We start from the raw sequence: 25,202 nt of genomic DNA, 5'->3' as shown, positions 1-25,202 counted from the left end.
ACTCTTTCATATAAACAAATAAAAGAACCCCAATTCATATACGAATTAGAGTCCTCATTATATGACTAATACAATTTTCCCACCTTAAAACCGAACCCGTTAATCAAAGCCCTTCCTTTTTTATTTCTCGTTTAATGTGGATCATGCTGCTCAAGCAAGAGATCCATTGCGTAAATCGATTCGCCTTTTTCATCCAATAAAAAGTATACAATCAAAGGCTCTCCAAAGGACCCTGTCTGCTGCGTGAACAAAACACATGTGAATTTTTCAATACCTATCGGAATCTTTCTTCTTAATAAAGGATGAAGAATAGGCGAAGTCCGAATTGTATCTATATCCACATCCCAACGTTCGTTTTTTAAAGTGGGATAATGCTCTACTAACAATTGGTGTAACATGTCGGTCGTGAACGCTGCTTTTCCATCAAACTCATCATCTATTATGTTGGTGTTATACATCCGACGGTTGCTTATCCTTTGAAGCATTGATTCGTATTCCTTTTAAGACAAATCGTTTCTGGCCATCAAGAGTACAAGTGATCAATGTCAGTTCATTTTTCCCACGATCCTTTAGTACATCAACATCCGTCGGTTCTATCGTAGCTGAGCTGACAATTTTGTATTCGTATGTTTCTGCTTGATGATGTAAGACGACTTTTTCCCCTTTAGGCACCTCTGGCAGCTGTCGGAAAAGCCGGTCGCCTCTATACCCTCTATGGCCTGCAATCGTGAAATTTCCTTCACCTGGCATTTGATGAGATTTGATTTGAGTCAGTGCAATACTTAAATTTTCTTTTGATGTAACAGGTAGCACTTTTTCATTTAAATCAATTGACGGGATCTCAAGCTCCATCGTATCTCGCAGGTCTTCTTCTGACACAGTTAAATGTGGAATAGAAGAAAGGGCATCACTGTCATTTTCTTCAATCATTTTCAATGCCTCTTCCATGGCTGCTGCCTCTTGAGACGTTCGCCACTCATATAGAAAAGGAACGGAGATAAGCATTAGTCCTGCGACCACCAAAAAGCTGCCTAATAAGGTTCTTTTTTTCATCAATACACTCGTTCCTTCCTTTTACTGAATGGTCCTTCTTCTGACTACAAGAAGAACAGTTCCAGACACTACTAGTAAAATCCCTGCATACATCAAATAACGTAGCCATTCTTCTCCCGTCTTTGGCAATTCACCGTTTGAATCATGAGGCGGATGTTGATCCCCTTGATCTGAGGCTGGGGGATTTGTGTGATCCACTTCATTCTTCATTGGAGCATTTTTCACAATCAATGTCTTGATCTCCACTTCGCCCATTTGAATTGTAAAAGCGATTGGTTTTTTTAACGCTACATAACCATTTGGAGCTTTCGTCTCTGTGAGTGTATATTCACCAGGTTTAAGCCCTTTGACAATGGCTTCTCCGTCTTTTCCTGTTGTCACAGATTTGATGATTTTCCCGGCTTTTGTACGAATGTCAAAGGCTGCACCTTTTAAGGTTCTATCAGTCTGCTGGTCTACCTTTATGATACGCAGACTTCCTAAAATCAAGTGATTCTTCGCTGTTACTTGAAGAGGCTTCTGCTGATTTTTCTCAATCGTAAACCGGATCGGCTGATCATCTAATTCATAGCCATGAGGCGCTTTCGTTTCAACGAATTGATATTCTCCCGGTTTTAGATCGTTGATGTGAAGCTTTCCTTTTTGATCCGTTACAAGTGATTTCTTCAGCGTTTTCCCGTCTTTACTCTGAAGAGCAAACTCTGCGTTTTCCAGCGTGTGTCCTTCAGCATCCACTTTGGTCAGTTCCACTGCTCCCGGCGTCAGTTTGTTGATCATTTCTACTTTTGCTGGTTTGTCTTGACCTAGACGAATCGTAAATGAGACAGGTGTCTGATCCAATTCATAGCCGGCAATGCTTGCTGTTTCGACAAATTGGTAGGTTCCTGGCTTCAGTTGATCGACTGTCAGTTGACCGTTTTTGTCTGTCTTTAAGTCTTTCTTCACACGCTGATCGTGCGCATCAATCAGGTCAAAGGTCACGCCAGCGAGCAACTGACCATCCTCCCCTTTTTTCTGAAGCTTCACAGCACTTGTCGTGCGAATATTTTCTTTTGTCACTTTCACCAGTTGATTTGGGTTGAAATCAATCTGAAAGTCTACTGGTTCTGCATCTAGTTTATGTCCAAAAGGAGCCTTCGTTTCAACCAATTGGTAAGCGCCTGGTTTCAAATCGTTGACAGTGATGATACCTTTTTCGTTGGTTGTTAAACCTGACAGCAATTCTTTACCATTGTCATTGAAAAGGGTAAATTCTGCGCCTTTCAATCTTTCTTTTTCTTCCCCTATTTTAGTTAGTTCTACAGAACCTTTCTTGAGCTGATTGATTGCCTCCACTTGAATCAAGTCTTTTTGACCTAATTCAACTTCAAAGACAAGTGGTTTCGCACTCAATTCATAGCCTTCAAGACTCTTTCTTTCAACAAATTGATAGGTTCCAGGTTTAAGACCTGTGAAGGTAATCTTTCCATCCTGATTGGTTGTAATCCCTTCTCCTCCTGCCACTATCTTTCCTTTGGCATCAGATAGATCAAAGACAACCCCTTCTAATGATTTCCCATCTTCGCCTGTTTTGTGTAATAGCACTCCGCCAGTTGTGCGGCTATTTTCTTTTGTCACACTGACCAGCTTCTCAGGGTTAAATGGAATAGCAAAAGTGACAGGTGTTTCGTCAAGCTCATGACCGAATGGCGCCTTCGTTTCAACAAACTGATAGGTTCCAGGTTTCAGATTGTTGACGATGATCTTCCCGTTCTCATCTGTGACAAGACCTGTTTTTATCTCTTTTCCATTTGCATCTACTAGCTTGAATTCTGCTCCTTCAAGCACATCATTCTTTTCACCGAGTTTCGTGAGCTGGACAGCTCCAGTTTTGAGATCATTGATCACTTTGATTTCTGCCGGTTTTTTTTGTGCGATTTCAATGGTAAACGGATAAGGTTTATTTTTCTTTTGGTAACCATCAATACTCTCTGTCTCCACAAGCTGATATTTGCCCGGTTTGAGGTTGTCGACCAAAATCTTCCCATCTTCATCTGTTGTCAAATCTTTACGCACGACTTTGTCATTTTGATCCAAGACTTCAAATCGAACACCTTGAAGCTTCTTGCCATCTTCCCCTTCTTTCATCACTTCTAATCCACTTGTTTCATAGAGGTTCTTTTGTGAAATGATGACTGGTTCTTTTGGATCGAGTGGTACTTCAAATGTGATGGGTGTTTCATCTAATACATAACCATCGGGTGCGTTTGTTTCGATGAGCTGATACGTACCCGGTCTTAGTTCGTTAATCGTGATCTTGCCATCTTCTCCTGTGACAAGCGCACCATTTAGCTCATGCCCATCTTGATCTAAGAGCTTGAACTCTGCACCTTCTAGTCTCTCTCCGCCTTCACCTATTTTGCTCAATTCTGCAGAGCCTTTGATGATGTCATTTACTGCGGTGACAACCGTTGTTTCTGTTTGATTTTCTTTAATGGTGAACGGCCATTTTTGCTGATTTAATTGATAGCCTTTCGGTGCGTTTGTTTCAACAAAATAATAGGAACCTGGCTCAAGATGTTTGAAAAGGATTTCTCCTTTTTCATCCGTTTTCAAATGGGTTTGGACGGTATCTCCAGATTCATTTTTCAGTTCAAATTCTGCATTTTCTAATGCCGCACCCGTTTCTTTGTCTTTTTTCGTGAGCTTCACATGCTGGCGGATTTCTTGGTTTTGCACCGTTATGCTATTTCCTGTTTTTGCTTGATCTCCTGATTCGTAAGGCTGATCAATCGTGACATTGATCGGTTCCTTCGTTTTCAAATAACCATCAGGTGCTTTCTCTTCTGTCACGATATAGTCACCATACAGAAGACGATCAAATCGAAGAGCTCCTTCTTCATCTGTTGTCTTTGTTCCAATGACGATACCGCTCGCAGCATCAGTCAGAGAAAAGGTTGCTCCTTTTAGCGCTTTTCCACTACTCGCATCTACCTTATGAATGGTTAAAGCGCCAATCGCTCCTGTGCCATCTCCCATGCCAGCGGTACGTTTGACCACAATTGAGGCTTCGGATTCCTTTTTGATTTCTTTTACATTTTCACCTCTAAACGTTACTTCGTTTTGAAGTGTACTTCCCACCTTATCTAAAATGAGAGATTGGTATTCTAAAATATAGGGTCTCGTGATTTCTTCTTTAAATTTGATTTGAAAAGAATCTGGATCGAATTCAAGGTCTAGTTCATAATCCTTCCCTTTTTCAAGCTCTTCCTTTTTGGTCACTTGCCCCTTTTCATCTATTGTTGTCGAGTACAGATGAAATGAGTTTTCTATTATGGCTTGGTTACTGCTCGGATGGTCGATAATCGTCGCATCTTGGATTGTTGATTGACCAAAGTTGATATTCAGTTTCCAATCAATGACTTTCCCTTGTTGATTTCCTGATTTGCTCGTGTATTTCCCTCCATTTGGAATGGACACCACAGCATTCACGTCTGATTCTTTCGTCTTTCCATCATAAAGGGTCGCTTTATTTTCGTAGGTTTTCTGTACTAAATCCATTCCTTCAACACTTGTTTGATACGTGATTTTGTATGGGGAATCAATGGCATGTTTGAAAATGACTTCGAAACCTGATTCTCCCTTTTCATTTTCAAGGAATTTGATGTCATAATGTTCTTTCGCTAATACTTCTTTTTCTTCCGCACCATTTTCCCCGCCTTGTAAATCAAGCGAGTAGACGATGATTGAATCTTTAAGCAAACGCTGATTTCCTTGAATGAAATCCTCGATTTTCGCCTCTTCTAGATGCTTCAAATTATAGTTCACACCGATATTCCATGTGATCTCTTTTTTCTTTGCATCATATGTTCCATTCTTGAACCCATTGGACTGCGTGTATGTGTCAGGCGTAAAGACAGATTGGTTTTCCTTCGTCAAATCCTTGCCATCTTCATTTACCCATTCAAGTTTTACATGGTTACGCAAGTTCTTTTGATCTTTATCTGCTCTTTTTTCATAATCAAAAGACGTTGTATATGTGATAGTATGTTCTGTCTTGATTTCTTTCGTAAATTGAATATCAAATCCATTTGCATGTTCAACGATTTGATAATCTGTGCCTTCTTCAAGCACTGTATTACCTGTCGTCACTTTTAAACTATCTTTTTGCAGCGTCAATCCTTCGTTTGTAAACGTATCTTTTAATAGTAGATTGTTCATGGTTTGTTGATCTTTGTTGAAGGTGATACGCCATGGAATGGTCTTGTTCTTGTAATTCGGTGTTCCGTGGTTTTTCGTTAGGATTTGCTGATCAATTCTTTGCTTCCCTTGTTCGCTCTCTTTGCCAGCTGTTACAGTATTGATAATGTCTTCAGCTTCGAAAATTCGCTCGGTTGCTTTTGTTTGATATGTGATCAGGTAAGCCGATTGAATTTCTTGATTGAATTGCAAGGTAAACCCGTTTTGTTCATCCTTTGTTTGAGGTTGAACCACGTAATTTTCAAATGCTTTTGTTCCTGCTTCGTTGCCGTTCTGATCAATTGTGACTTCTTTGACTTGAATTGAGTCAGATATTAGCGCCTGTGTACCGTTAAAGAAGTCTTCTATCAAAGCATCCTTTTGAGCCAGCTTTTTTTCGTTATAGTTATACCGAATTTCCCAAGTAATCGTTTGTGTGACTGGATCGTAGTGGGCGGCTTTTTTATTTAAAGGGCTGCCTCTTGTCACATTTACTGTTCCATCTGCTGAACTAATCACTTTATCAGCAGAGACAAGGGACGCTTTATTACGAAACACAGACTGATCTTGATTCGTAATGTCCGTTTCATACATTAAACGGTAAGCGAGATGCACGTCATCTTTAAATTCGATCGTGAAATCTTGACCATCTGCTGTTTGGCCGATGGTGTAGTGGTTTTCGTCAAGCAGCTGTCCAAGCGATGTTTCACCATTTAGCTTTGTATCTACACGATAAAGCTTGATTGAATCTTTTTTTAACGCTTGACCTTCTTGAATCGGATCTAACAGTTTCGCTTGTTTCACATCATCTAAGTCCATATTAAAATCGACTGTCCATTGAATGGTTTCAGCATTGTAAGATCGATTGGGTTCTCCCTTTTTAGAGACATTTGGACCATTTGGAATGTATTGAATCGGAATCGATATCGTATCTTTGCCTTCAATCGGGGTAATCACCACTTCTTTTTCTTCAGTGATCACTGTTTGTTTATCTAATTGTGTCCATACTTGAAGTGTTCCTTGGATATTTGAATATTGTTTAATAAAATCTGTGAACTCGATGGAGGCATTTCCGCTTTCATCTACAGAAAAATAACCGATGATCGATTGATTAAATTTCATCTCGAGTCGATCGATTTTTTCGTAAATGACTAATTCCTCTGGAACCTTGAAATGGAATTCATCCCCGCCATTATAGTTATGACCATTCGGGATGGCCCACTTATAGTTAATGGAAATCAGTGAGTTGACGTCAGGCTTATCAACTGAATTACCTTCCTGATCTTCAAAAATTAATTTGGCATCAGTAAGGAGATTTTCTTGTATCTGCATTTGTTTTGAAACACTTTGCAGCCCTACACGATTAGACACGTTCACTTTGTTTTTTAGTAACTCATCTTCATCGCTTTGTGTCTTTTGAACAGTTTCTTGATTGTTAGCAGCTTTGTCTTTCTCCGATGAGGTTGAATCATCTTTTGAAAGATTTTCTTTATGCTCATTTTGCTTTGTTTTCTCTTTTTTCTCAGCTATACTGGTGACGTCAATATCTATAGATCCTTCTAAATTCGGATCAAGCTCAATATCCTCATTGAATGTGACAGTCACTTCATTTTGTTTTGAAACGGTATACTCACCAACAGGGATGTCATCGACAGTAATGCGTTCTTTCTGCTCCTTCTCTACCTGAATGACTGATGGAAGAGAGAGAATATACGGATACTGCTTTTTGAGATCAATTCCTTTGATAGACCAATGCACAATGGCCTTTCTAACTTGCTGATCTTCTATGTTTGATAACTTGTTGCCTTCGCTATCAGCAAACTCAATATTCCCATAGATATTCTCTTGAATGTCTTTAGCTTGTGCCCCTGCTAAAGGCAAGATTCCTAATATACTAGACTGTATGACTAACACGGTCATCAGTGCCACCGATAATATTCTTTTCAATACATCCACCCTTTTCTACAATTATTTTTCAACAACAATTAAAAAATCATTTGTATACTGTCTGATCAATCACTCCGCTTCTGATCAAATTTTTCTAAAAATTGCATCTTAAGACCCTATGAATAAAATGAGTTGATCAACCATGAGTTTGAAAGGTCATCATGAGTAGTAGATATAGTAGCTGGATAGGGGTCTATAGCAATGGGGAATAGTGAGAGGGAACATGAAAAGAATAAATGTGAATTTTTCTATTTATACTGGAATGAACAACAAATGATTAGTACATGCATATATAAGCATGTATTCACATATAGAACGTTCATATAAAATAAGCATGTATCATATGGTATGTATGGTGAGATAGTTCAGCATCATATAGATCGCATTCCTTCTACTCCCTTCCATATGGTAATCAAAAAGCCGATGCTTTTTATTCTTACTTTTACCGTTTGAGCAGCAAAAAAATAAACAAAATGATCCATTTTTATGGGATTCATGGCATACTTATCATCTTTTAAAAGAAAGATATGGAGAATTAGGGTATAACATTTGTTTTCGTCTAATTTTTTTCTCTTTTATCATGAAAAGTGAAGACAAAACGATTTAGCCTAAACATTAAAATCATTTTATGCCTATTTAGAAATTAAAATGTTCTTTAAGTGAACTTCATAATATAAAGGCAAGCCAAGGGAAGGAGTTAGTTGTTTAATGGAGCTCATTGATAATAAATCAAAGAGATGGATAAAAATTCTAAAACTGCTTGTATCAAAAGATAAGTGGTGGAGCCTTCAAGAGATATCGAATGAACAAATCGGTTCGGTTCGTGCCATTCAAAACGATTTAGAACAAATGAAGTCGTTCCAAACAGAGAACGGTGAGCCGTTAATCCGCATAAAGCCAAGACAAGGCATATCCATTTGTTATACACAGACGATACGAGTCGACTACTATATCAAAGAAATTCTAAAAGATACGATTGAAATTCGATTGATTGACGGCGTTTTCTTTGAACAAAACAGGTCTTTCTATGAATGGATGGACACGCTGAATATCAGTAGATCCACATTGTATAACACCATACATAAAATCAATTCGCTTCTTACCTCGTATGACATTGAGTTACGACCAGATAGTATGCAGTTCCATGGAAATGAGAAGGAGATTCGTCAATTTTTTGTGGAATTTTTGTTTGAAGTTTATGGAAGCAGGCTTTGGCCATTCGATGATATTCAAAAGCAAGATGCAGTTGATTTTTTACAAAAGCTATTTCAGGTGCTCGAAGTCAATCTACCTGATGTGGCTTTAGATAAATTTTGCCTATGGCTCGCCGTTTCCATACACCGATTGAGGAAAAATTTTACCATACGACGCAATTATAGGTACTCAATGGATAAGGAAAAACAAACATCTACAGCTAAAGGTATCTATAAACAAATCAAAAACTTGGAAGAACACGTTTGCCAAATGACAAAGGACACTTTTGGTGTTACATTGGATCGTCACGAATTTGTCTTTTTATTATTGATTGAACCAGCTATTGGCCATTATAAATCAATTGAAACGGTCGAAGAAAAATTGACGTTCTTTCAATCGCATACACCACAGCTCTTTGAAGCCATTCATTCCTTTATCAATCAATTGGAGTTGATTTTTCATCAAGAGGTGGCTAATCGCAAGGCGATGACACTGATTCTTCTCCAATATTATGTGTATTCTAGGGAAATTACCGTAAGAGATGGATTCCTTTTCAAAAAGAAATCGAGTTATTTATCAGAGGTAAAAAAACAGCTTCCTTACTTCTATTCGAGGATTACTCATATCATCCAAGAGTTAAAAACAGACGATATACTCGCTTCTTTTGTGAAAAATGAACGAGAATTGATTCGTATCATTACTTCTAACTGGAGAGGGCTTGTTCATTTGGAAATGGATCGGAGAAACGTGTTGAACATTTTTGTCATTTCAACATTAGGTTATAATCATAGTTTGTTTATTGCGGATTTAATTAAATTAAGATTGCCTCCTCTCATTCATATTTTCACAAGTCCAGAAAATACATTAAATGAACTGACAATGGATCGACTTGGGATTGATATGATTGTGACCGATACTGAGCTTCCTCATCAATTAGGACGGTCTACGCTGCTGATCAGCTCTTTTCCAACAAAGAAAGAATTGGACAACTTGCACTCAAGATTGGCTGATATGACAAACTAAGTTTCACCAAAAAAGCTGCTGAGACATGCTCAAGCAGCTTTTTGGTTCTGTATTAATGAAGCACGATTTGTTCATTCATCAAATCAATGGCGTAAAGCGATTGCCCATATTCATCTAATAGAAGGTATACTTTGAGCGGGGCAGTGGTTTGATCTGTTTGCTGCGTGAATAGGACACAAGTGAATTTTTCAATCCCATCTGGCAGCTTGCTTTTCAGAAAAGGATGAAGAATAGGAGAGATTCGAAGGGTATCAACATCTTTCAGCCAAAGCTCATCTTGTAACGAAGGATAATGGTCAACCAAAAACTGACGAAACACTTCCAATGTACTCAAGGTAGATATCCTCACTTTCTTCTAACTTGGCTTCAAACTCACCTAAAAACAAACGGAACCAACTCATCATATGATCTCGGTACACGTATTTTCGCATACGGCTTGAGACATGATCACTTACTTTTTAGACTTGATACTGTAGATCAACTGTACTGTCACGAATGTTCAATATGTATAACGTTTCCTATGTCTTCTCATTGACTCCACCACGAATTCAAACAATGGACCTATGATCATATTCTTACCTGTTTTCTTTCGTGATGAAACGACAACTTCCTGCTACAAAATTCCATTTTTCTGCAAAAAAGAGGGAGATGGGACAAAAAAAGAACAGCTCCTCACTGTTCTTTTGGAAGTTATGAAAGGTCTGTCAAAGAGAACACTTCGCCGCTCACTGCATCAATGCCATCATGACAATCGAGCCTGCCGCATAAAACATATTGTTTTTGCACATCGTCATAGACATAGATAGGTATAAGTTCGAGGCGTTCTCTCAATGTTTCAAAGGCTTGTTTCTGAGTTATGGTGATTTCACTAGCTGTTTGAGATGGATTGAGTATCCCACATACTTGAAACATCTCTTTTTTATCTATGTAATTAATGGCTTCAAAAGTGTTGGCATCAATGAAGACCTTGATTTTATCCATAAATCCACAGCCTTCTTGTTCATTCGTTTTTAATATCGCATGGATGTATCCGTGATCACGTTGGAGTGTTTTTAGAACCCACTTTCCTGTATCCTTTGGATATTTTTGCGCCAAGAAGGTGCAGACTGCTTTGATACACTCATCCTGGTCTTCTTTTGATATCGGGAGGGAATCTGGTGATGATTCCAATGAGAAAGCTTGTTCAGCTGAAATGTTCTCATGAATGTCCATTTCTTTTTTTTCAAAGGCACTGTTTATCGGTTCATTCCACTCAATGACTTCATTCATGTGTATACAATGCGTTTCTTCACGCCCAATTTCAAACGGAAGAGTTCCTGTTCCATCGTTCTTCACATAGATTTCTTCTAACGCATAAATAGACCGGATTTGATTGTGCTCGAAGGAAGGCCATTGAAACAGCTGCACTTGCTGCTCAGCTAAGTTCTCCACCTGATCAAGGGAAAGCACATACTCCTCATCTTTCAGTAATGTTTTGGCTAAAAATGGACCGTGATGTGTAAAGTACATGAGCTGTCCATGTTCATTCCATTTCACTTCGATTCTGCCTGAAGGTGTTACTTTCACACCATCTATTGCTTCTTCGAAAGAAAGTTCCCCTTTCTCCTTCAGATGCATATGAAAATGCTCTCCATAGATCAATCCTGTTTCTTGTTCGATCCATTGAATGACATGAGCTGGATAAGGTCTCTTAAACGTGACACCATGCTGCGCATAGGTTTTGTCCATAACAAAAATAACTGATTCGGTCTGTCCTGTATTCAAGTTCACTTCAATGACAGCTGTGCCGTCTGGGTTTAGATCATCGTCCTCGGGTTCCGTTTCATGAGAGGGAAACCATTCCATATTCAATGTATACACCGTTTCATTGAACATATTGACGTAGCGATGAAAACTGTGTCTTTTTAGATAGTAAAGATCTAAGCCAAATTTCGTCTTTGTCTGATCGATCAGTTGTTGTATGTTTGCATTCATTTATTTCACCTCAAAATGATTCAGTCTTATGGAAGAACAAAGATGACGATAAAGCCGAAGATAACGATCGCTGTTAATAATCCTAAAACCATTGACACCATGTTTGTTTTCTTTGTAAAGCCTTTTAATTCATGCTCTTCAGTCGACCGGTCGATTTTTCTAAAGCGAAAAAGCATGCTTAAATTAATAAGGGCTAGAGTTACAAATAATAAGAAAATTAAAAGCATAGGTTGTATGTTTAAGAATGGATTTGTTACATCTTGGAAGCTGAATGACTGAAGGAACATCAGACCACTTAATACTACTCTTGAAATATTTTCTGCCTTCTTTTCTTTCTCCCACTCTTCCCCCAATTTTTCTTTTTCATAAATGGCTATCTGCTCGAAAAGGGGAATGAAAGACTTTGTTGATCCTTTTTTAATAAAACCATAAATACTTAGAAAGAGCATAATAATTCCTAAACAAAGAAAGAAATGTGTAAATCGAATGTCAGACATTTGAAGCAAGATAAAAAAAGCGACGATTATGATGCCGGCTATTAAATTAGAAACGACTATTTGCTTTGACCTCATCTTTTTTAATGCAGCTTGTTCCATACAATACTCCTCCTCGTTTCAAATGTTTCTGTTAAGCGCTCTATCTCTATTACGATGTTATTGAAAAAATGTTTCAATATTTTCCCTTTCAATTGTCAATTCGGCTTTTTCCCAAATGAAAAGACGCCCACCATTCAATGAACGTCTTATCCTTCTTGATGAAATCAGCACATCATATTTGAGCTGTTCTGTCTTTTATTTGCTGGGCTGCCAGGTGTTTAAAGTCATCAATAGAGAGCAGCTTTGACATTTTTTCTCCATGTTGTCTGATGTTCAGTGTTTTTTCTTGCATTTCTGTATCTCCAATGACAGCGATATAAGGAATTTTTTGCATTTGCGCTTCTCTCATTTTATAGCCGAGTTTTTCATCCCGTTCATCGATTGTGACTCTAATTCCGATATTTCTTAATTGCTGCTGCACCTCTATGCAGTAATCAAGGTGAACGCTTGAGACAGGTATGATTTGTACTTGGATTGGTGAGAGCCATAACGGGAAGACGCCGGCAAAATGTTCAATGAGAATACCAAGGAACCGGTCAAGTGAACCAAAAATGGCACTATGAATGACAACTGGCCGCACCTTTTCATTTTTCTCGTTGATATATGTTAAATCAAATTTCTCTGGCATTTGAAAATCCAGCTGAATTGTGGCGCACTGGTGGCTCCGCTTTAGTGCATCTTGAATATGAAAGTCGATCTTCGGACCATAAAATGCCCCATCTCCTTCATTTAAATGGTAGTCAATCTTTAACTGATCAAGCACATTTTTTAGCGCTTTTTCGGATATATCCCAAATAGCGTCATCCCCTAATGCTTTTTCTGGACGAGTGGATAGTTCGACTGTATACTCAAAACCAAATGTCCGATACACATAATCAACTAATTGAAAAATCCGTTTGATTTCAGCTTCGATTTGATCTTCTTTTAAAAAAATATGGGCATCATCTTGGCAAAATGTTCTGACCCTGAACAATCCATTTAATGCTCCGCTGAATTCATGACGATGCACCTGACCAAATTCAGACATTCTAATTGGAAGGTCTCTATAGGAATATAAGTTATTTTTGAACATGAGCATATGCCCTGGACAGTTCATCGGCTTTAAAGCAAAACTTGTATCGTCTACTTCTGAGAAATACATATTCTCATGATAATGATCCCAATGGCCTGACTTTTCCCAAAGTTCTTGGTTCATCATAAATGGAGTACTTACTTCTTCATATTGCGCTTTTCCTCGCACTTCTCTTGAAAAGGCCATTAATTCATTTCTGACAATCTGACCTTTTGGTAAATAAAACGGCATGCCTGGCGCTTCTTCTGAAAACATAAAGAGGGATAACTGTTTCCCTAATTTCCGGTGATCACGTTTATTTGCTTCTTCCATGAAATGAAGATAATCAGCTAGATGATTTGGATGCTGAAACGCTACACCATACACTCGCTGCAAGACATCCTGATTGCTATCTCCCCGCCAATAAGCCCCTGCCACACGTGTTAATTTAAATGCCTTTAAATACCCTGTAGAAGGTAAATGAGGTCCACGGCACAAATCTATAAATTCTCCTTGCTGATAAATCGTGATGGCTTCTTGTCGAGGAAGACTTTTTAAAATATCCAGTTTATATGGATCATGTGCAAACATCACTTCAGCTTCTTTGTAAGAGACCTCCATTCTTTGAATTAGGTGATTCTCGTTTATGATGTTTTTCATCTCTTTTTCAATCATTGCCAAATCCTCTACGCTTAACGTTTGATTCAGCTTCATATCGTAGTAAAATCCATTCTCAATGACAGGTCCGATCCCCAGTGTCACATTGTCATATAACCTTTTCACAGCTTGGGCTAATACATGTGCAGCTGTATGACGTAATACTTCCAGCCCTTCTTTTGAATCAAGTGTTAGAATCGAGAGCCCCGCATCGTTGTTTAACGGATAACTTAAGTCCACTGTCTGATCATTGATCTTTCCCGCTACTGCTTTTTTTCTTAAACTTGGGCTAATATGGGAGGCAACCTCTGCGACAGTCGTACCTGCGGAGAACTCCTTGATCTTTCCATCTGGAAATTGAATTTTCACCATTTTTTCTCTCATCACTGACACACCTTTCTCTTTTTTGAAATAAAAAAACACACCCATCCCTCGTAAAGGGACGAATGTGTGATTCGTGGTTCCACCCAAATTCCCATAATGCGTATGCTTTATGGCTCTGGTGCCGTAACGTGGCGTAGACGGTATTGGATACTGCAGTTTCCCCAATACAGCTCAAAGGTGGTAAGACAACTTTTCTGCGTTAGGAAGATTTCACCGTGACTTCCCTCTCTGTGAACCGATAAAAGCTGCTCATGTCCTTTTCTTCGCTTTTGATTTCTCCATATATTACATGATGATGGGGAATGATGTAAAGATTTATTTTGTATAGTGTTATTGAATTTTATTCTTTAAATGAAATATCTTGTCATTTCACTGGGGCTATATTCGACTTGATACTTAGGAGATAACGCATTCTTCACTTCTTCCGTTATACACTCCCCTGCTTGATTAAACTTCTTTTCCATTTCTACCCCTTCTGGCAGCAAGTCATCTGTTTCTTCATCAAACCAACAACCATACTGTATGGCCCAATTCCATATTTTAGAGAATAGTACATCGCTTATAGGTACATCATCTCTTTCTATATGACATTGACAATGTCCGCATTGAAAAGGTTCGCCACCATAGGTTCCTTCAATTTTCACATAAGGTTGGTGCTCAAAATCACGACAGCATACCCATTTTTTGAATTCCTGACCAAATGTTGTTAGTTTTATCGAGTAATAACGCATGGACGTTCGTTTTCCTTTCATAGCAAAAACACCTTGATCAATCAGCTTCTTTAGCCGATACTCAATAAAATCATCTCCGATATATTGTTCTAAATGACCAAGGACTTCTCCAATTAAGCGTGGAGTTACAATGTATTCCTCTTCTGGCTCGGACAGATGAAGCCGCTTAGCCATTTTTACTAAATAAGCATCAAATTCATCTTCTGGTACGTTGATTGTTTGTTCACTTCGCCATATCCGCAGCGTATGATCTGTTTCGGCAATGTGAAGCCACTCTTCTTGTAATCGTTCTCTTTCTTCCTTGGAAATGGTGTGAAAGTGATTTTTACTTTCATAAATAATTTTAAATTTTTCAGATGGGATTTCCCCAGTATGTCGAAGGTCCATGCGAAACGTCTTTGTATTAAAATGGTGATCATATGCAATCGCTGTATTGATGACAGACACGTCCACGTTTTTTCCTTTTAATAAATAGATGGCAAATCGTAGACCTATTTGTTCATGTGCATTGTTGCCTATCCATATCATTAAATGTGATCCATCTTTTATATCCTTCACTTGTTGAATCATTATTTGCTGATCGATGACCATATCATCAAATCTACCAAACTCATTGGACATGACATGACGAAGCCACTCAATACGAGTCTCTTGTCCTTGACGTTCATGTAAGTGTGTAAGTGGGCCAATGGAGTAGATATCATCAAAGGTGATGATGTCTTCCACTGGTTTTTGCTTCATTTCTCGTAATGCTTGTTTTAAACTACCAGCAGTTGCTGCCCCAAATACGATATGTATCATTATTCGTCTCCCTTTATCTTACATTTTATATCATCTTCGCCTATTCATGGTTCTTACGTCAATTCTATTGAGTCAATTTCATTCAAAAGTACGACGATGAGAGGATAAGATCTATATAAAGAATGCAGAATTGGGGAGACTAGATTTTTTATAAAAAATGAAGAACCATACGAAATGTGGCAGTCAGTTTACTGAGTAACTTTGAGACTTTCTTTCTAATGATCTATTGATAGAAATACCCTCCAAAAAGGGAAATTCAGTTTATGTACTTCTTCACAAGTTCCCCTTCACAATCGTTCTCTTGGCTTTTTTAACAATCCTGCTAGTCGCTTTTGTATCAGAATCCTTTGACCACTGTTCACATAGGTTTCTTACCCAATTCGGCTGTGCTTTACTAGCGTCATTCAGCCAGTTTCCTACAGAATCTTGAACATATGTTGATGGATCAGATTTGAGGTGATTTAGAATTGGCAGTGCTCTTTCTGGCTCCTGTTTTAATAACTCAATATGCTTTGTCCATACACCTCTTGGACGGATTGCCTCTACAGAGAATCGACGAATATTTTCATCCTCACTTTTTGCCCATTCTGTTAAATATTCTATACTTTGATCGAGCTGCTGACTTAGACTTTCTCTCACTGACATCCAAGCAATTTCGCGTACACCAAAATGATGATCAGCTGCAAATGGCTGAATGTACGCTATTTTCTCTTCTAAAGAGGATGAATGCTGTTTGTTCATATAAGCAGCCCAGCAGCGGACGCTATCAGATATGTGACAACTGCATGCCTGTATGACTTCCACTCTTTTTTCCTCATTTTCTTCCTGCAGCATTTCATCTAACAAATGACCGATAAGACGAATCGCTTTCATGCCTGACTCCGCTTTTTGTTTGGCGATTTCTGCTGAAAGATCGATTAAATGTTTGTCTAAACCAATGGACGGCAAAACATGCTGTAATAGAGTCACATGATTGACAGCCAGCCATTCAGTTAAATTGACACTCTCTAACTCTCCCTGATTCAAAAGAATCAAGACGTCATGAGGAATGTCACTCCCCTTTCGAGCGCCTTTACGATTGATGATCTTCTCACTTATTGGCATTATGTATTCTCTCCTGTCTAGTAGTACTTTTGTTTGACATACATTTTTAAAATAATTTATTATTCACCCTTAAAAAGCTAGTGTGAAATTGATCCCTTCATTCTTTGGATATTTACTCCTATTGTAGCAAATAAACTTCTCAACTGGTGCATTCTTCAAATCAAAAAAGGAACTACCGAAATAAGTAGTTCCCTCAATACTAGTAAATCTATGTTACCTTCCTTGCTCCATCACCTTCAAACTCTTATGCTGAGAAATTCGGTCAAACGCCACCATCAGAATGGTCATGAGTAAAGCGAGAAGAACCGTTCCAGCGCTGATCCAGCTGAGGTTCAATATAGATGTCCTGCTTAGTACAAGACCTCCTAAACCCGAGCCTAAAGCAAATCCGAATTGAATAAATGATGTATTGACACTTAATGCGATATCAGGAGATTTAGGTACAAGTGTGACAAGATATAGCTGCTGAGCTGGCGATGTGCTCCATGTTGCAATCATCCATATCATGATCACCGCCACCATGACCACGAGGTTCCCTGTCACAAATGCTAGCAGCATAAGCATGATGATTTGTAGAATAATTCCAGAGAAAATCGTGAATGTTGGGCCTTTTTTATCTGCTGCTACCCCTCCAAGACTGGAGCCCAAAAAGCTGCATATTCCCGCTAGTAATAAAATGCCACTGATTTCTGTAATGCTAAGATTTGCTGATTCTTGCAGGAAGGGCGTTAAATAGGTAAATAAAGTAGAATATCCACCTACATAAAAGAGTGTCACTGCCACCGCAAGCAAAATTCTCTTATCTTTTAATATCGATAATTGCATACCTAGCGTCACCGGTTCTTGTTCTTTCATAGAAGGGATGCGCCTATACACAACAATCATTGGAATGAGCGTGATCAATCCAATGGCTGCAAATAATGCTTTCCATCCAATCATACTGCTTAGAAATGTCCCGATTGGAACGCCTAAAACCAAGGAGCTGCTTAATCCCATTAAAATGATGCCAATCGCTGTTCCTCTTTTTTCTCGTTCCACAAGACGAGTTGCCACAGCCATTGCCACCACAATGGCCGTCCCTCCACTAATTCCTTGTAAAACCCTTGTCATCAGCACCATTTCAAACGAATGGCTGACACTTGTGATGATATTACTTAAAGTAAAAATGATCAGCATCCATGATAATATTTTTCTGCGGTCGATATTGATGGTTAGTGCAATGACAATCGGTGCGCCGATTGCTGCTGAGAGCGCTAAGGATGTGACCAATAAACCAGCAGCTGATGTCGTGACCTGTAAATCATCTGCGACCATTTGAATAATCCCTGTAATGATATATTCGATTGTTCCGATTAAAAAGGCTGCTAAAGCAAGTAAATAAACAACGGCTTTATTTTTCATCGTGACGGTTCTCCTTTGGGCAATGTTTACGATTTGACTTCATTTTTTATAGGAATTTGAATTTCAATGAGTCTTCCTTCTTCATTTTCTGACAATGGGTAATAGATTTCTCGGCCCGGCTGATCATCTTTCACGCGGTATCCGTTATGTTCGATCCATGTCGCCAGGTCAACACAAGCAGATTGTGCAAATGGGGATTGTGAATGAAATAATAGTGTCGCCATGGTTTCTTCAGCTGGTAACGTGCGCATCGTAATTCCCTGAGGAAGAGAGCCCCTTAACGCTTTAGCGGAATACCCAACCTCAAATTCGAACTCACTTTCTTTAGCAAGTGATTCCCTCCACAGCACGATTTGTGGCTCTGAGTTCAATTCTTGCGGGTGTTTATGTAATAAATGATGAAACATTTGAAAGAATGAAGGGATTTCGTCAACAGTTCCGTTGGATTGAAAAGACATGATGCGTTTGCTTTCAACCGATTTGATGATGACCTCCTGTTCTTTTTCAACACACCCCTCTCGTTTGATAAGGTGCATTCGCTCCTTAATACGGGCTAATTTCTGTTGTTCTCTCTCGATCAATTGCTGAATCTCACTCTCTTTCAAGAGAAACATGCCCTGAATTTGCTCTACTGAGATATCTTCACGAAGAAGCTGCCCCATTTGCTTTAACGTAAAACCTAATTCCTTATAAAGAAAAATTCGATTGACCTCAAGTAGCTGCTCAGCTGAGTAATAACGGTATCCCGAATCTTGATCGATCTGCTGAGGCTTTAATAAATCAATTTGGTCATAATATCTTAAGGTTTTGACAGGCACTTTACTTAACATAGAAAAATCACCGATCTTGAACATCCTGCATCTCCTCCGATTTGTTGATCTGATCACAGTATAAACCTTTCAGTTAAGGGGAAGGTCAACATGAAGTTGATTAAATTTTTCAAAAGCACGAAAAAACCTAGATTTCTCTAAAATCTAGGTTTTGCTCATTATCCTACTATTTTTTCTAACAATCCCATCGCTTCAACAATCTTTATATCATCCATAAATCGTTGCAAACTTACTTTATGCTCTTTCTTTTGTAAATCTGTTGAATAACCTAAGCATAGATTAAAAATACAATCTAACCTTTGTCCGACTCCACTATAAAAATAATTCGTCAATATTCCATTATTTTCACTTGCAAGAACCACAACTGTAGCGATCTCTAATACATATTCTATATCTTCTATAGAAATCGTTCGATCCTTTTTCTTAGCAGTCATGAATTCATGACTATGAATAGAACGAATCCTACCTTCAAGTAAATTGAGTATAGACCTTTTATAGATGACATACACACTGTGAATATGATGTTTATCAGGACAATAGGGATCTTGTAAAATGAATTTTATACGTTCATCTTCTTTTTCCATTTTTATTGCATCAAGATCATATAATAAAATATGATCAATTTCTTCTATTTTCATAGGAGGAAACATGTGGGATACATCTGTTTTGTTTTTCAATTGATCACCCCGAAATCTAGTCTCTCTTACTCCAAACGTTCCAATCTTTCAAGCCACTTGACAATAGCTCCGTTTTTAAAGAAATCGAGTATAACACCCTCGCAAAATCGTTCAGCTCTCAGAACCCCCATAATGAGAGCCAGCACACACTGCGAATTTAAATTGGAAACGTCCACATCCTCCATGTCATTCATTCCCCATTCAATTCCATTTTCTTTGAGGATCTCCCTATAGCGGGTAATCTCCAGTTCTTGATGCTGTTCTGCAAATGTATAGACATCCTCGATAAAACGACGGACCGTTTCGGAATAATTCACATAGGGCATCTGAATCGGATGTTCCGCTGTTCCGTCATTTTCTTGATCTATGACCCATTCACCAATATCATCGCCTTGAAGCATAGGGATATAGTTTGTTAAGATGTTAAATTGACTCAATTTCATCCTCCACCTTTCCATGAATTAAAAATTCTTTGATCGATCTCTCTCAATAAGTTAATAAAAAAGTCCGTGATGATCGTACAAACGAGAAGCCAGTATTCAAATCACGAACCATTTTTATTCATTTCACTTTTTACACTCGTACCATCGATATCACTGTCTCCACATGCACGGTATTATTCATCTTGCTCGTCAACGTTTATGTGTCATATTAAATAATAATCTGATACCAGCTGTGAATAAAGCGTCAAGGAATTTATAAGACGATTCTCAAATAAAAAAAACACCTCTGTCACATCGTTGCGAAGAGGTTATGTTCACTATTTTGTCTTTATACTTCTTAGAAAGGCACTTCTGTTCTCTGTTGCATTTGTCAGCATCGTCGCATTTTCATTGAGCCTTTGTACCAATGCATCCTTAGCTTTTCCTTCAAATGAAGAGAGTAAAGCAACATACACTTCAGCTACAACCTGTTGTGCTGAAGAAAAATCTGATGCGTTTTTTGTATCTTCTTTTAGGTTCTGACAATGCGTTTTTAAACTTGAACCTACAATTTTTTTTAATTCCTCATTCTGTTGTAATCGTCTGTAAAACTCATCTGCATCCATATTAACTCCATATGGCAATTGAAATCCCCCTTACAACCGTAACCATCTTGCTAATTCTTTATCCTTATCTTTTAAACCCTCCGCCATTTTCACAATAAACTCACTAATATCCTCTAAATCTCTAATCAAATAATGTAGAGAAGCCTCAGTTTGATACTGTTCTTCTGAGTCATAAAATGCTGCTCCATCTTTCACAAAAGGGGCGTAAAACAATATAGCTTTTTCAACGTCACTTGGATCTAAATCCTTGAATTCTCCTAACCTTTTTCCGCAAATAGATTTCACGTCATACACCATTTTGCTGTGATCATGAGGGAATTGTTCAATTGCTTGCTTTTTTGTTTTTAAGTCTTCGATAGCTGCCTGTAATCGATGAGCTAATTCTTTTGCATATTTGGCATCCACTTTGATGGTTTGTCCATTCATACCTGAATAAGATGAAAATGATTCGATATTCTGGTTATAAACACCTTTGCTTCCATCAACACTTTTGATATGACCATTCTTATCAAAAGTAAAGTTCGACTCATTTAAACTATGAGTATCCGGATCTTTTGCGAATGCTTGGCCATAGAAGGAAGTAATCAAATTTCCTAAAACCCCAGGAACACCAAGCGGTGACACAAACCGATCTATACGCTCTCTTCGTGATTGACTAGGATTTTTCGTATAAATTGTCGTTCCGTTGTGCCTATCATATTCTAACAACCAACCTGCCCCCACCATATCATCGGGATTAATGATGGCTTTATGATATAAATCAAATTTGCCGTTTCTGATTTTCTTCTGTGTTTCCTCATCATGCAGCTTAACAATGGAAGGGTTGTTAAAGGCTACACTGTAAACATGATTGTTTACACCAGCGTATTCCGCATCTGCCCCTCCAAGTGAGTGACCCGTTGTTGAAATCACTGTATTAGTGCCAGCATACTTTTTCACTTCATTGGCGACGAGCTTATCACCTTGATCAAATTGAGATGTCTTAGTGACAATTTTGTAATCTCCACTTTTCAACAACATGGCTTGTTCCATACTACCGTTATACTTGGTAATCGCTTTAGAGTTTTCAGGTGCCTCTTTTTTCATGATGTATTTGACTTTCTTTTTCGGGTCTTGACCCATTACCACGTTGCCGCCATCTGCACTTATCACGTCAGCTTTGATTTGTTCTTGATTTGTTCCTTGAAAACCTACGACAACATTCTCAGGTTCTTTTGGTTTAACCCATTTACCTTCTTTTTTCTTGGCTTGGACAAATACGTAAACATCTAGGCCTGTGTCTGGGTCTTTTTTGATTTTGTCTACATAAAAAGCTTTTTTTGAATCATTTACAAGTGGTGTCTTATTCTCATAGGCTTTTCTCATTTTCTTTTCACTATATGTATTTTGGCTCAGAGAAAAATAATCTTTATCTGTTAAATTAGGTATGTCCGTCTTTGTATTCATGTACAATGCCCCTTCTCTCATGTAAAATCTAAGATAGAAAGGATGGTTTTATGAAAAAATACATAATTATCCTTGTGACTTTGGTTATTATAACACTTGGAGGGATATTTATGAAGGAACAACACGACAAAAAAACAGCTGCCCAAGAAGCTAAAAAAGAAGAATTGTATTCCTTGGCTAAGAAAAGAATGACTGACTTTATTAAAACAAACTATAATGATATTAAACGAATTGATTATACTGATGATTATGAGATAAACCCAATGGGCGGTATTGAAATTAATGGTTATCTCAATGAAAATAAGAAAAAAGAAATATGGGGAATCTATGATAAAGGCAATGACGAAGTCATATCTTTCACTGTAGATGCTAAAGAAAAACCCGAGTGCGAAGATAAAGTATGCGAGTATTAAAAAGAGGATAAATCATCGAATAAACAAAAACGTCCCCTTGGAATTTCAAGGGGACTATTTGTTTACTTCAAGAAGGCTTCGAGCTGCGCCTTTTTCTTTGGTTTTGGACCATAGATACCATCTGCGATAAGACCATGCATATATTCATATAAAACTTCCATTGATAAAACATGACTGATGATATTTAAGCTCACTTAACAGAAAAAAATTTGGTGATTACATCATATTAGAAGGTTAAATGATCATAATGGCCTTTTGCGGTTCTTTGCCCACTATTATTTAAGGACTAAAGACACCACGGTCTCCACATGCGCCGTATGCGGAAACATATCCACTGGCTGCATGTATTCGATCTTATAGTCTTTTGACATGTATTCGAGGTCTTTTGCTAGTGTAGATGGGTTGCAAGAGACGTAGACAAAGCGTTTTGGTTTGACTTGTTTGACGGTGTCTAGGAAAGTGCGTTCGCAGCCTGTTCTTGGCGGGTCGACGACGATAACATCGGGACGGAAGCCTTCTTTGACCCATTTTGGCAGCCAGTGTTCGGCTGTGCCTGTCACATAAGTTGCGTTTTTCATGCCGTGTTTTTTGGCATTTTTCTTCGCGTCATCAATTGATTCTTTGATGACATCCATACCTCTTACTTCTTTTGCTCCATCTGAGAGCCACATTCCAATGGTTCCAACGCCACAATACGCATCGACTACCTTTTCTTTGCCAGTCAGTTTGGCCGCTTTTTTCGCTTCGTCGTAAAGCTTTAATGTCTGCTTCGGATTCAATTGGAAGAAAGCCCGTGCACTCAATTCAAATGAGACGTCTCCTAAAAATTCTTGGATGACCATGTTGCCAGCTAGGAGCGATGTTTTATGCCCAAAGATGACTGACGTTTTTTCGCCATTGATATTGTGCATAATAGACGTCACTTCTGGCAGACGTTTTTGAATGGCTTCGGCGATTTCTTTTTTCTTTGGAAACTCAGGTTTTGATGTGACAAGGACGACTTGGACTTCACCTGTTTCAAAGCCGACACGCACAACAATCGAGCGCACGTCGCCTTTTCTTGTCCGCTCGTTGTAGACAGATACGCCGAATTTCTCTAAAATTTTGCGGACGACGCCTGTTGTTTTATTCGTTTTCGGATGCTGGACGATACATTCCTTGATCGGGACAAGTTTATGGGAATTCAGCCCATAAAGCCCTGCGATGATGTCGCCGCTATGTGATCTTCCGACTTGGAACTGACTTTTATTCCGGTAGTGCCATGGATCTTCCATACCGATTGTTGGTCTAATGTCGATCTTTTCAACCGACAGCTTTGTATGACGCTCCATTGATTGAATGACAATATCGCGTTTTTCCTTTAATTGCTGCTCGTATGCCAAATGCTGAAGCTGACAGCCTCCGCACTCTTCGTATACTGGGCACGGCGGTTTCACTCGATGTTCTGAGCGCTTTCGAACTTTCCTCACCGTACCTTCTGCATATTTCGCTTGAACATTCGTTGCTTCAACTACTACTTCCTCACCTGGAAGTGCACCTGGGACAAAGACCACTTGCTTTTTAAAATAACCGACCCCTTCCCCATTAATGCCAAGGCGTTTAATGGTAAGCGGGAACTGCTGCCCCTTTTGCAGAAGGGCTCCTTGCTGTTTTTCTTTCACGTTTATTCTCTCCGTTCTATTTAAACCTTTATCGGTTGTCCTCATTTTATTCCATCTGAATAGTATATCACGACTTGGACGAAGAGCGAAAATGCCTTTCAATTATTTATCTGTCTCTATACTTCTCCATAAATAAAGAGAAGCGTAGCTTAAATACGGTGCCCACTCCTTGCTTAAAACTGCCATCTCTTCTTTTGTTGGCTTTACTGGCAGGTCAAAGTGACGTTTGATCGCATTTTGAATCCCAATATCTGCCGTTGGAAATAGATTTGGTCTTCCGAGCCCATTCATGAGGACATTTTGCACCGTCCAAGGTCCAATCCCTCTAATCGGAAGCAGACGTTCTTCAATTTCAATATCCGTTAAGTCGTGTAATTCTTCTAAATTCAGAGAGCCGCTCACTATTCGCTTTGAGACATCAATGACATATTCCGCTTTTCGCTGACTGAATTGCAGTTTTCTCAAATCATCGGTTTCAAGTGATGCAATGGTTTCCGGTAAAGGGTCAAACCAAACGCCGTCGATTTGCTCACCATACGTATGAACAAACCGTTTCGTCAGCTCATAAGCAAATGCAAGATTGAGCTGCTGATGAATGATGCATTTCATCAAGCAATGATATAGATGGAAATCCAGCATAAGCGGCGTTCCGATATGACGTTCAAAAATGGGCGCAAGATTTGTTTGAGCAAAATGGTCATGCACGGCATGTAACTGATGCTCCATGCCAAATATTCGCTTCACCTCAGAAAGGATGGCTTCCTCCGGCCCGTTTGCCTGTACCCGGAACGAAGGTGCTTCTTTTGTTCCTGTCGCTTGAACGACTGCAACGTACGGTTTATGATTTAGCCTCATCGGTACTTTGATTTCTCTTTTATCCAGATCGACCGCCTTTAATGGATCGCTCGACAAACGTCTCAGCACTTGATCGAAGTGATAGGGCGGTTCAACCAATAGGTGTTTTTCCCACATGTTTTTCCTCATCCTTTCTGC

Annotated in this window: 19 protein-coding genes and 1 other annotated feature; of the genes, 2 read left to right on the top strand and 17 right to left on the bottom strand. The window is 38.7% G+C overall.

What is annotated here, in order from left to right; all coding sequences use genetic code 11:
* Positions 1–131: 131 nt before the first annotated feature.
* Genes NST09_RS04080 through NST09_RS04070 form a run of 3 tightly spaced genes read right to left on the bottom strand, consistent with a single transcriptional unit; the run spans position 132 to position 7,227 of the window.
* On the bottom strand, positions 132–458 hold the full coding sequence (locus NST09_RS04080; RefSeq protein ID WP_035391310.1) for a hypothetical protein: 327 nt from the start codon (positions 456–458) through the stop codon (positions 132–134).
* Positions 451–1,053: a class D sortase gene (locus NST09_RS04075; protein WP_008341713.1), complete on the bottom strand. Its 603-nt coding sequence runs from the start codon at positions 1,051–1,053 to the stop codon at positions 451–453. The genes NST09_RS04080 and NST09_RS04075 overlap by 8 nt, the downstream gene beginning before the upstream one ends.
* Before the next feature lie 21 nt (positions 1,054–1,074).
* Positions 1,075–7,227, bottom strand: a complete 6,153-nt coding sequence (locus tag NST09_RS04070; RefSeq protein ID WP_342493376.1) for a SpaA isopeptide-forming pilin-related protein — start codon at positions 7,225–7,227, stop codon at positions 1,075–1,077.
* A 699-nt stretch (positions 7,228–7,926) separates the two neighbouring features.
* Here NST09_RS04070 and NST09_RS04065 point away from each other — a divergent pair.
* Positions 7,927–9,435, top strand: a complete 1,509-nt coding sequence (locus tag NST09_RS04065; protein WP_017358812.1) for a helix-turn-helix domain-containing protein — start codon at positions 7,927–7,929, stop codon at positions 9,433–9,435.
* A gap of 52 nt (positions 9,436–9,487) precedes the next feature.
* Here the strand turns inward: NST09_RS04065 and NST09_RS04060 are convergent, their stop codons facing one another.
* The 12 genes from NST09_RS04060 to NST09_RS04005 all read right to left on the bottom strand — a co-directional run bounded on the left by NST09_RS04060 (position 9,488) and on the right by NST09_RS04005 (position 22,135).
* Positions 9,488–9,769, bottom strand: coding sequence for a hypothetical protein (locus tag NST09_RS04060; protein WP_017358811.1), 282 nt, complete (start codon positions 9,767–9,769; stop codon positions 9,488–9,490).
* A gap of 356 nt (positions 9,770–10,125) precedes the next feature.
* Positions 10,126–11,409 (bottom strand): hypothetical protein, encoded by a 1,284-nt coding sequence (locus tag NST09_RS04055; protein WP_074041641.1) that lies wholly within the window; start codon positions 11,407–11,409, stop codon positions 10,126–10,128.
* Positions 11,410–11,435: 26 nt separating this feature from the next.
* Entirely contained in the window at positions 11,436–12,005 is a 570-nt protein-coding gene (locus NST09_RS04050) for a hypothetical protein (RefSeq protein ID WP_060832175.1), read from the bottom strand.
* 172 nt (positions 12,006–12,177) lie between these two features.
* Positions 12,178–14,097 carry a threonine--tRNA ligase gene (gene thrS, locus NST09_RS04045; protein ID WP_099497008.1) on the bottom strand — a complete coding sequence of 640 codons (1,920 nt, stop codon included), beginning with the start codon at positions 14,095–14,097 and terminating at the stop codon, positions 12,178–12,180.
* 51 nt (positions 14,098–14,148) lie between these two features.
* Positions 14,149–14,370 (bottom strand) — a binding site (T-box leader).
* A gap of 74 nt (positions 14,371–14,444) precedes the next feature.
* Positions 14,445–15,629, bottom strand: coding sequence for a DUF1835 domain-containing protein (locus tag NST09_RS04040; protein ID WP_342493375.1), 1,185 nt, complete (start codon positions 15,627–15,629; stop codon positions 14,445–14,447).
* A 273-nt stretch (positions 15,630–15,902) separates the two neighbouring features.
* Positions 15,903–16,733: a DNA alkylation repair protein gene (locus NST09_RS04035; protein ID WP_342493374.1), complete on the bottom strand. Its 831-nt coding sequence runs from the start codon at positions 16,731–16,733 to the stop codon at positions 15,903–15,905.
* A gap of 213 nt (positions 16,734–16,946) precedes the next feature.
* Positions 16,947–18,134 carry an MFS transporter gene (locus NST09_RS04030; RefSeq protein ID WP_342493373.1) on the bottom strand — a complete coding sequence of 396 codons (1,188 nt, stop codon included), beginning with the start codon at positions 18,132–18,134 and terminating at the stop codon, positions 16,947–16,949.
* Positions 18,135–18,160: 26 nt separating this feature from the next.
* Positions 18,161–18,988: a MerR family transcriptional regulator gene (locus NST09_RS04025; protein WP_342493372.1), complete on the bottom strand. Its 828-nt coding sequence runs from the start codon at positions 18,986–18,988 to the stop codon at positions 18,161–18,163.
* 134 nt (positions 18,989–19,122) lie between these two features.
* Positions 19,123–19,641, bottom strand: a complete 519-nt coding sequence (locus tag NST09_RS04020) for a hypothetical protein (RefSeq protein WP_007496637.1) — start codon at positions 19,639–19,641, stop codon at positions 19,123–19,125.
* 26 nt (positions 19,642–19,667) lie between these two features.
* Complete coding sequence (locus NST09_RS04015; protein ID WP_342493371.1) at positions 19,668–20,078, bottom strand: DUF6508 domain-containing protein; 411 nt, start codon at positions 20,076–20,078, stop codon at positions 19,668–19,670.
* Positions 20,079–20,401: 323 nt separating this feature from the next.
* Positions 20,402–20,707, bottom strand: coding sequence for a hypothetical protein (locus tag NST09_RS04010; protein ID WP_326849087.1), 306 nt, complete (start codon positions 20,705–20,707; stop codon positions 20,402–20,404).
* 12 nt (positions 20,708–20,719) lie between these two features.
* On the bottom strand, positions 20,720–22,135 hold the full coding sequence (locus NST09_RS04005) for a lipase (RefSeq protein ID WP_342493370.1): 1,416 nt from the start codon (positions 22,133–22,135) through the stop codon (positions 20,720–20,722).
* 50 nt (positions 22,136–22,185) lie between these two features.
* Between NST09_RS04005 and NST09_RS04000 the strand changes: the two genes are divergently transcribed.
* On the top strand, positions 22,186–22,548 hold the full coding sequence (locus NST09_RS04000) for a DUF1433 domain-containing protein (RefSeq protein ID WP_007496632.1): 363 nt from the start codon (positions 22,186–22,188) through the stop codon (positions 22,546–22,548).
* Between the two features lie 275 nt (positions 22,549–22,823).
* Here the strand turns inward: NST09_RS04000 and rlmD are convergent, their stop codons facing one another.
* Both rlmD and NST09_RS03990 read right to left on the bottom strand, forming a co-directional pair.
* Entirely contained in the window at positions 22,824–24,215 is a 1,392-nt protein-coding gene (gene rlmD, locus NST09_RS03995; RefSeq protein WP_342493546.1) for a 23S rRNA (uracil(1939)-C(5))-methyltransferase RlmD, read from the bottom strand.
* Between the two features lie 96 nt (positions 24,216–24,311).
* Positions 24,312–25,181 (bottom strand): DNA-3-methyladenine glycosylase, encoded by an 870-nt coding sequence (locus tag NST09_RS03990; protein ID WP_212339225.1) that lies wholly within the window; start codon positions 25,179–25,181, stop codon positions 24,312–24,314.
* Between the last annotated feature and the right edge of the window lie 21 nt (positions 25,182–25,202).

Source organism: Bacillus sp. FSL W7-1346 (genome assembly GCF_038593335.1).
In the GTDB taxonomy this organism is placed as follows: Bacteria; Bacillota; Bacilli; order Bacillales; family Bacillaceae; genus Bacillus; species Bacillus altitudinis.
The sequence above is the reverse complement of the archived record's forward strand: the minus strand, read 5'-3'. Positions and strand labels throughout refer to the sequence as shown.

Excerpts from the sequence above, each read along its gene's own strand:
- NST09_RS04030 (WP_342493373.1), bottom strand. The coding sequence starts at position 18,134 with ATGAAAAATAAAGCCGTTGTTTATTTACTTGCTTTAGCAGCCTTTTTA.
- NST09_RS04065 (WP_017358812.1), top strand. The coding sequence starts at position 7,927 with ATGGAGCTCATTGATAATAAATCAAAGAGATGGATAAAAATTCTAAAA.
- NST09_RS04080 (WP_035391310.1), bottom strand. The coding sequence starts at position 458 with ATGTATAACACCAACATAATAGATGATGAGTTTGATGGAAAAGCAGCG.
- NST09_RS04050 (WP_060832175.1), bottom strand. The coding sequence starts at position 12,005 with ATGGAACAAGCTGCATTAAAAAAGATGAGGTCAAAGCAAATAGTCGTT.
- NST09_RS03990 (WP_212339225.1), bottom strand. The coding sequence starts at position 25,181 with ATGTGGGAAAAACACCTATTGGTTGAACCGCCCTATCACTTCGATCAA.
- NST09_RS04025 (WP_342493372.1), bottom strand. The coding sequence starts at position 18,988 with ATGTTCAAGATCGGTGATTTTTCTATGTTAAGTAAAGTGCCTGTCAAA.
- NST09_RS04035 (WP_342493374.1), bottom strand. The coding sequence starts at position 16,733 with ATGCCAATAAGTGAGAAGATCATCAATCGTAAAGGCGCTCGAAAGGGG.
- thrS (WP_099497008.1), bottom strand. The coding sequence starts at position 14,097 with ATGAGAGAAAAAATGGTGAAAATTCAATTTCCAGATGGAAAGATCAAG.
- NST09_RS04040 (WP_342493375.1), bottom strand. The coding sequence starts at position 15,629 with ATGATACATATCGTATTTGGGGCAGCAACTGCTGGTAGTTTAAAACAA.
- NST09_RS04000 (WP_007496632.1), top strand. The coding sequence starts at position 22,186 with ATGAAAAAATACATAATTATCCTTGTGACTTTGGTTATTATAACACTT.
- NST09_RS04055 (WP_074041641.1), bottom strand. The coding sequence starts at position 11,409 with ATGAATGCAAACATACAACAACTGATCGATCAGACAAAGACGAAATTT.
- NST09_RS04075 (WP_008341713.1), bottom strand. The coding sequence starts at position 1,053 with ATGAAAAAAAGAACCTTATTAGGCAGCTTTTTGGTGGTCGCAGGACTA.
- NST09_RS04005 (WP_342493370.1), bottom strand. The coding sequence starts at position 22,135 with ATGAATACAAAGACGGACATACCTAATTTAACAGATAAAGATTATTTT.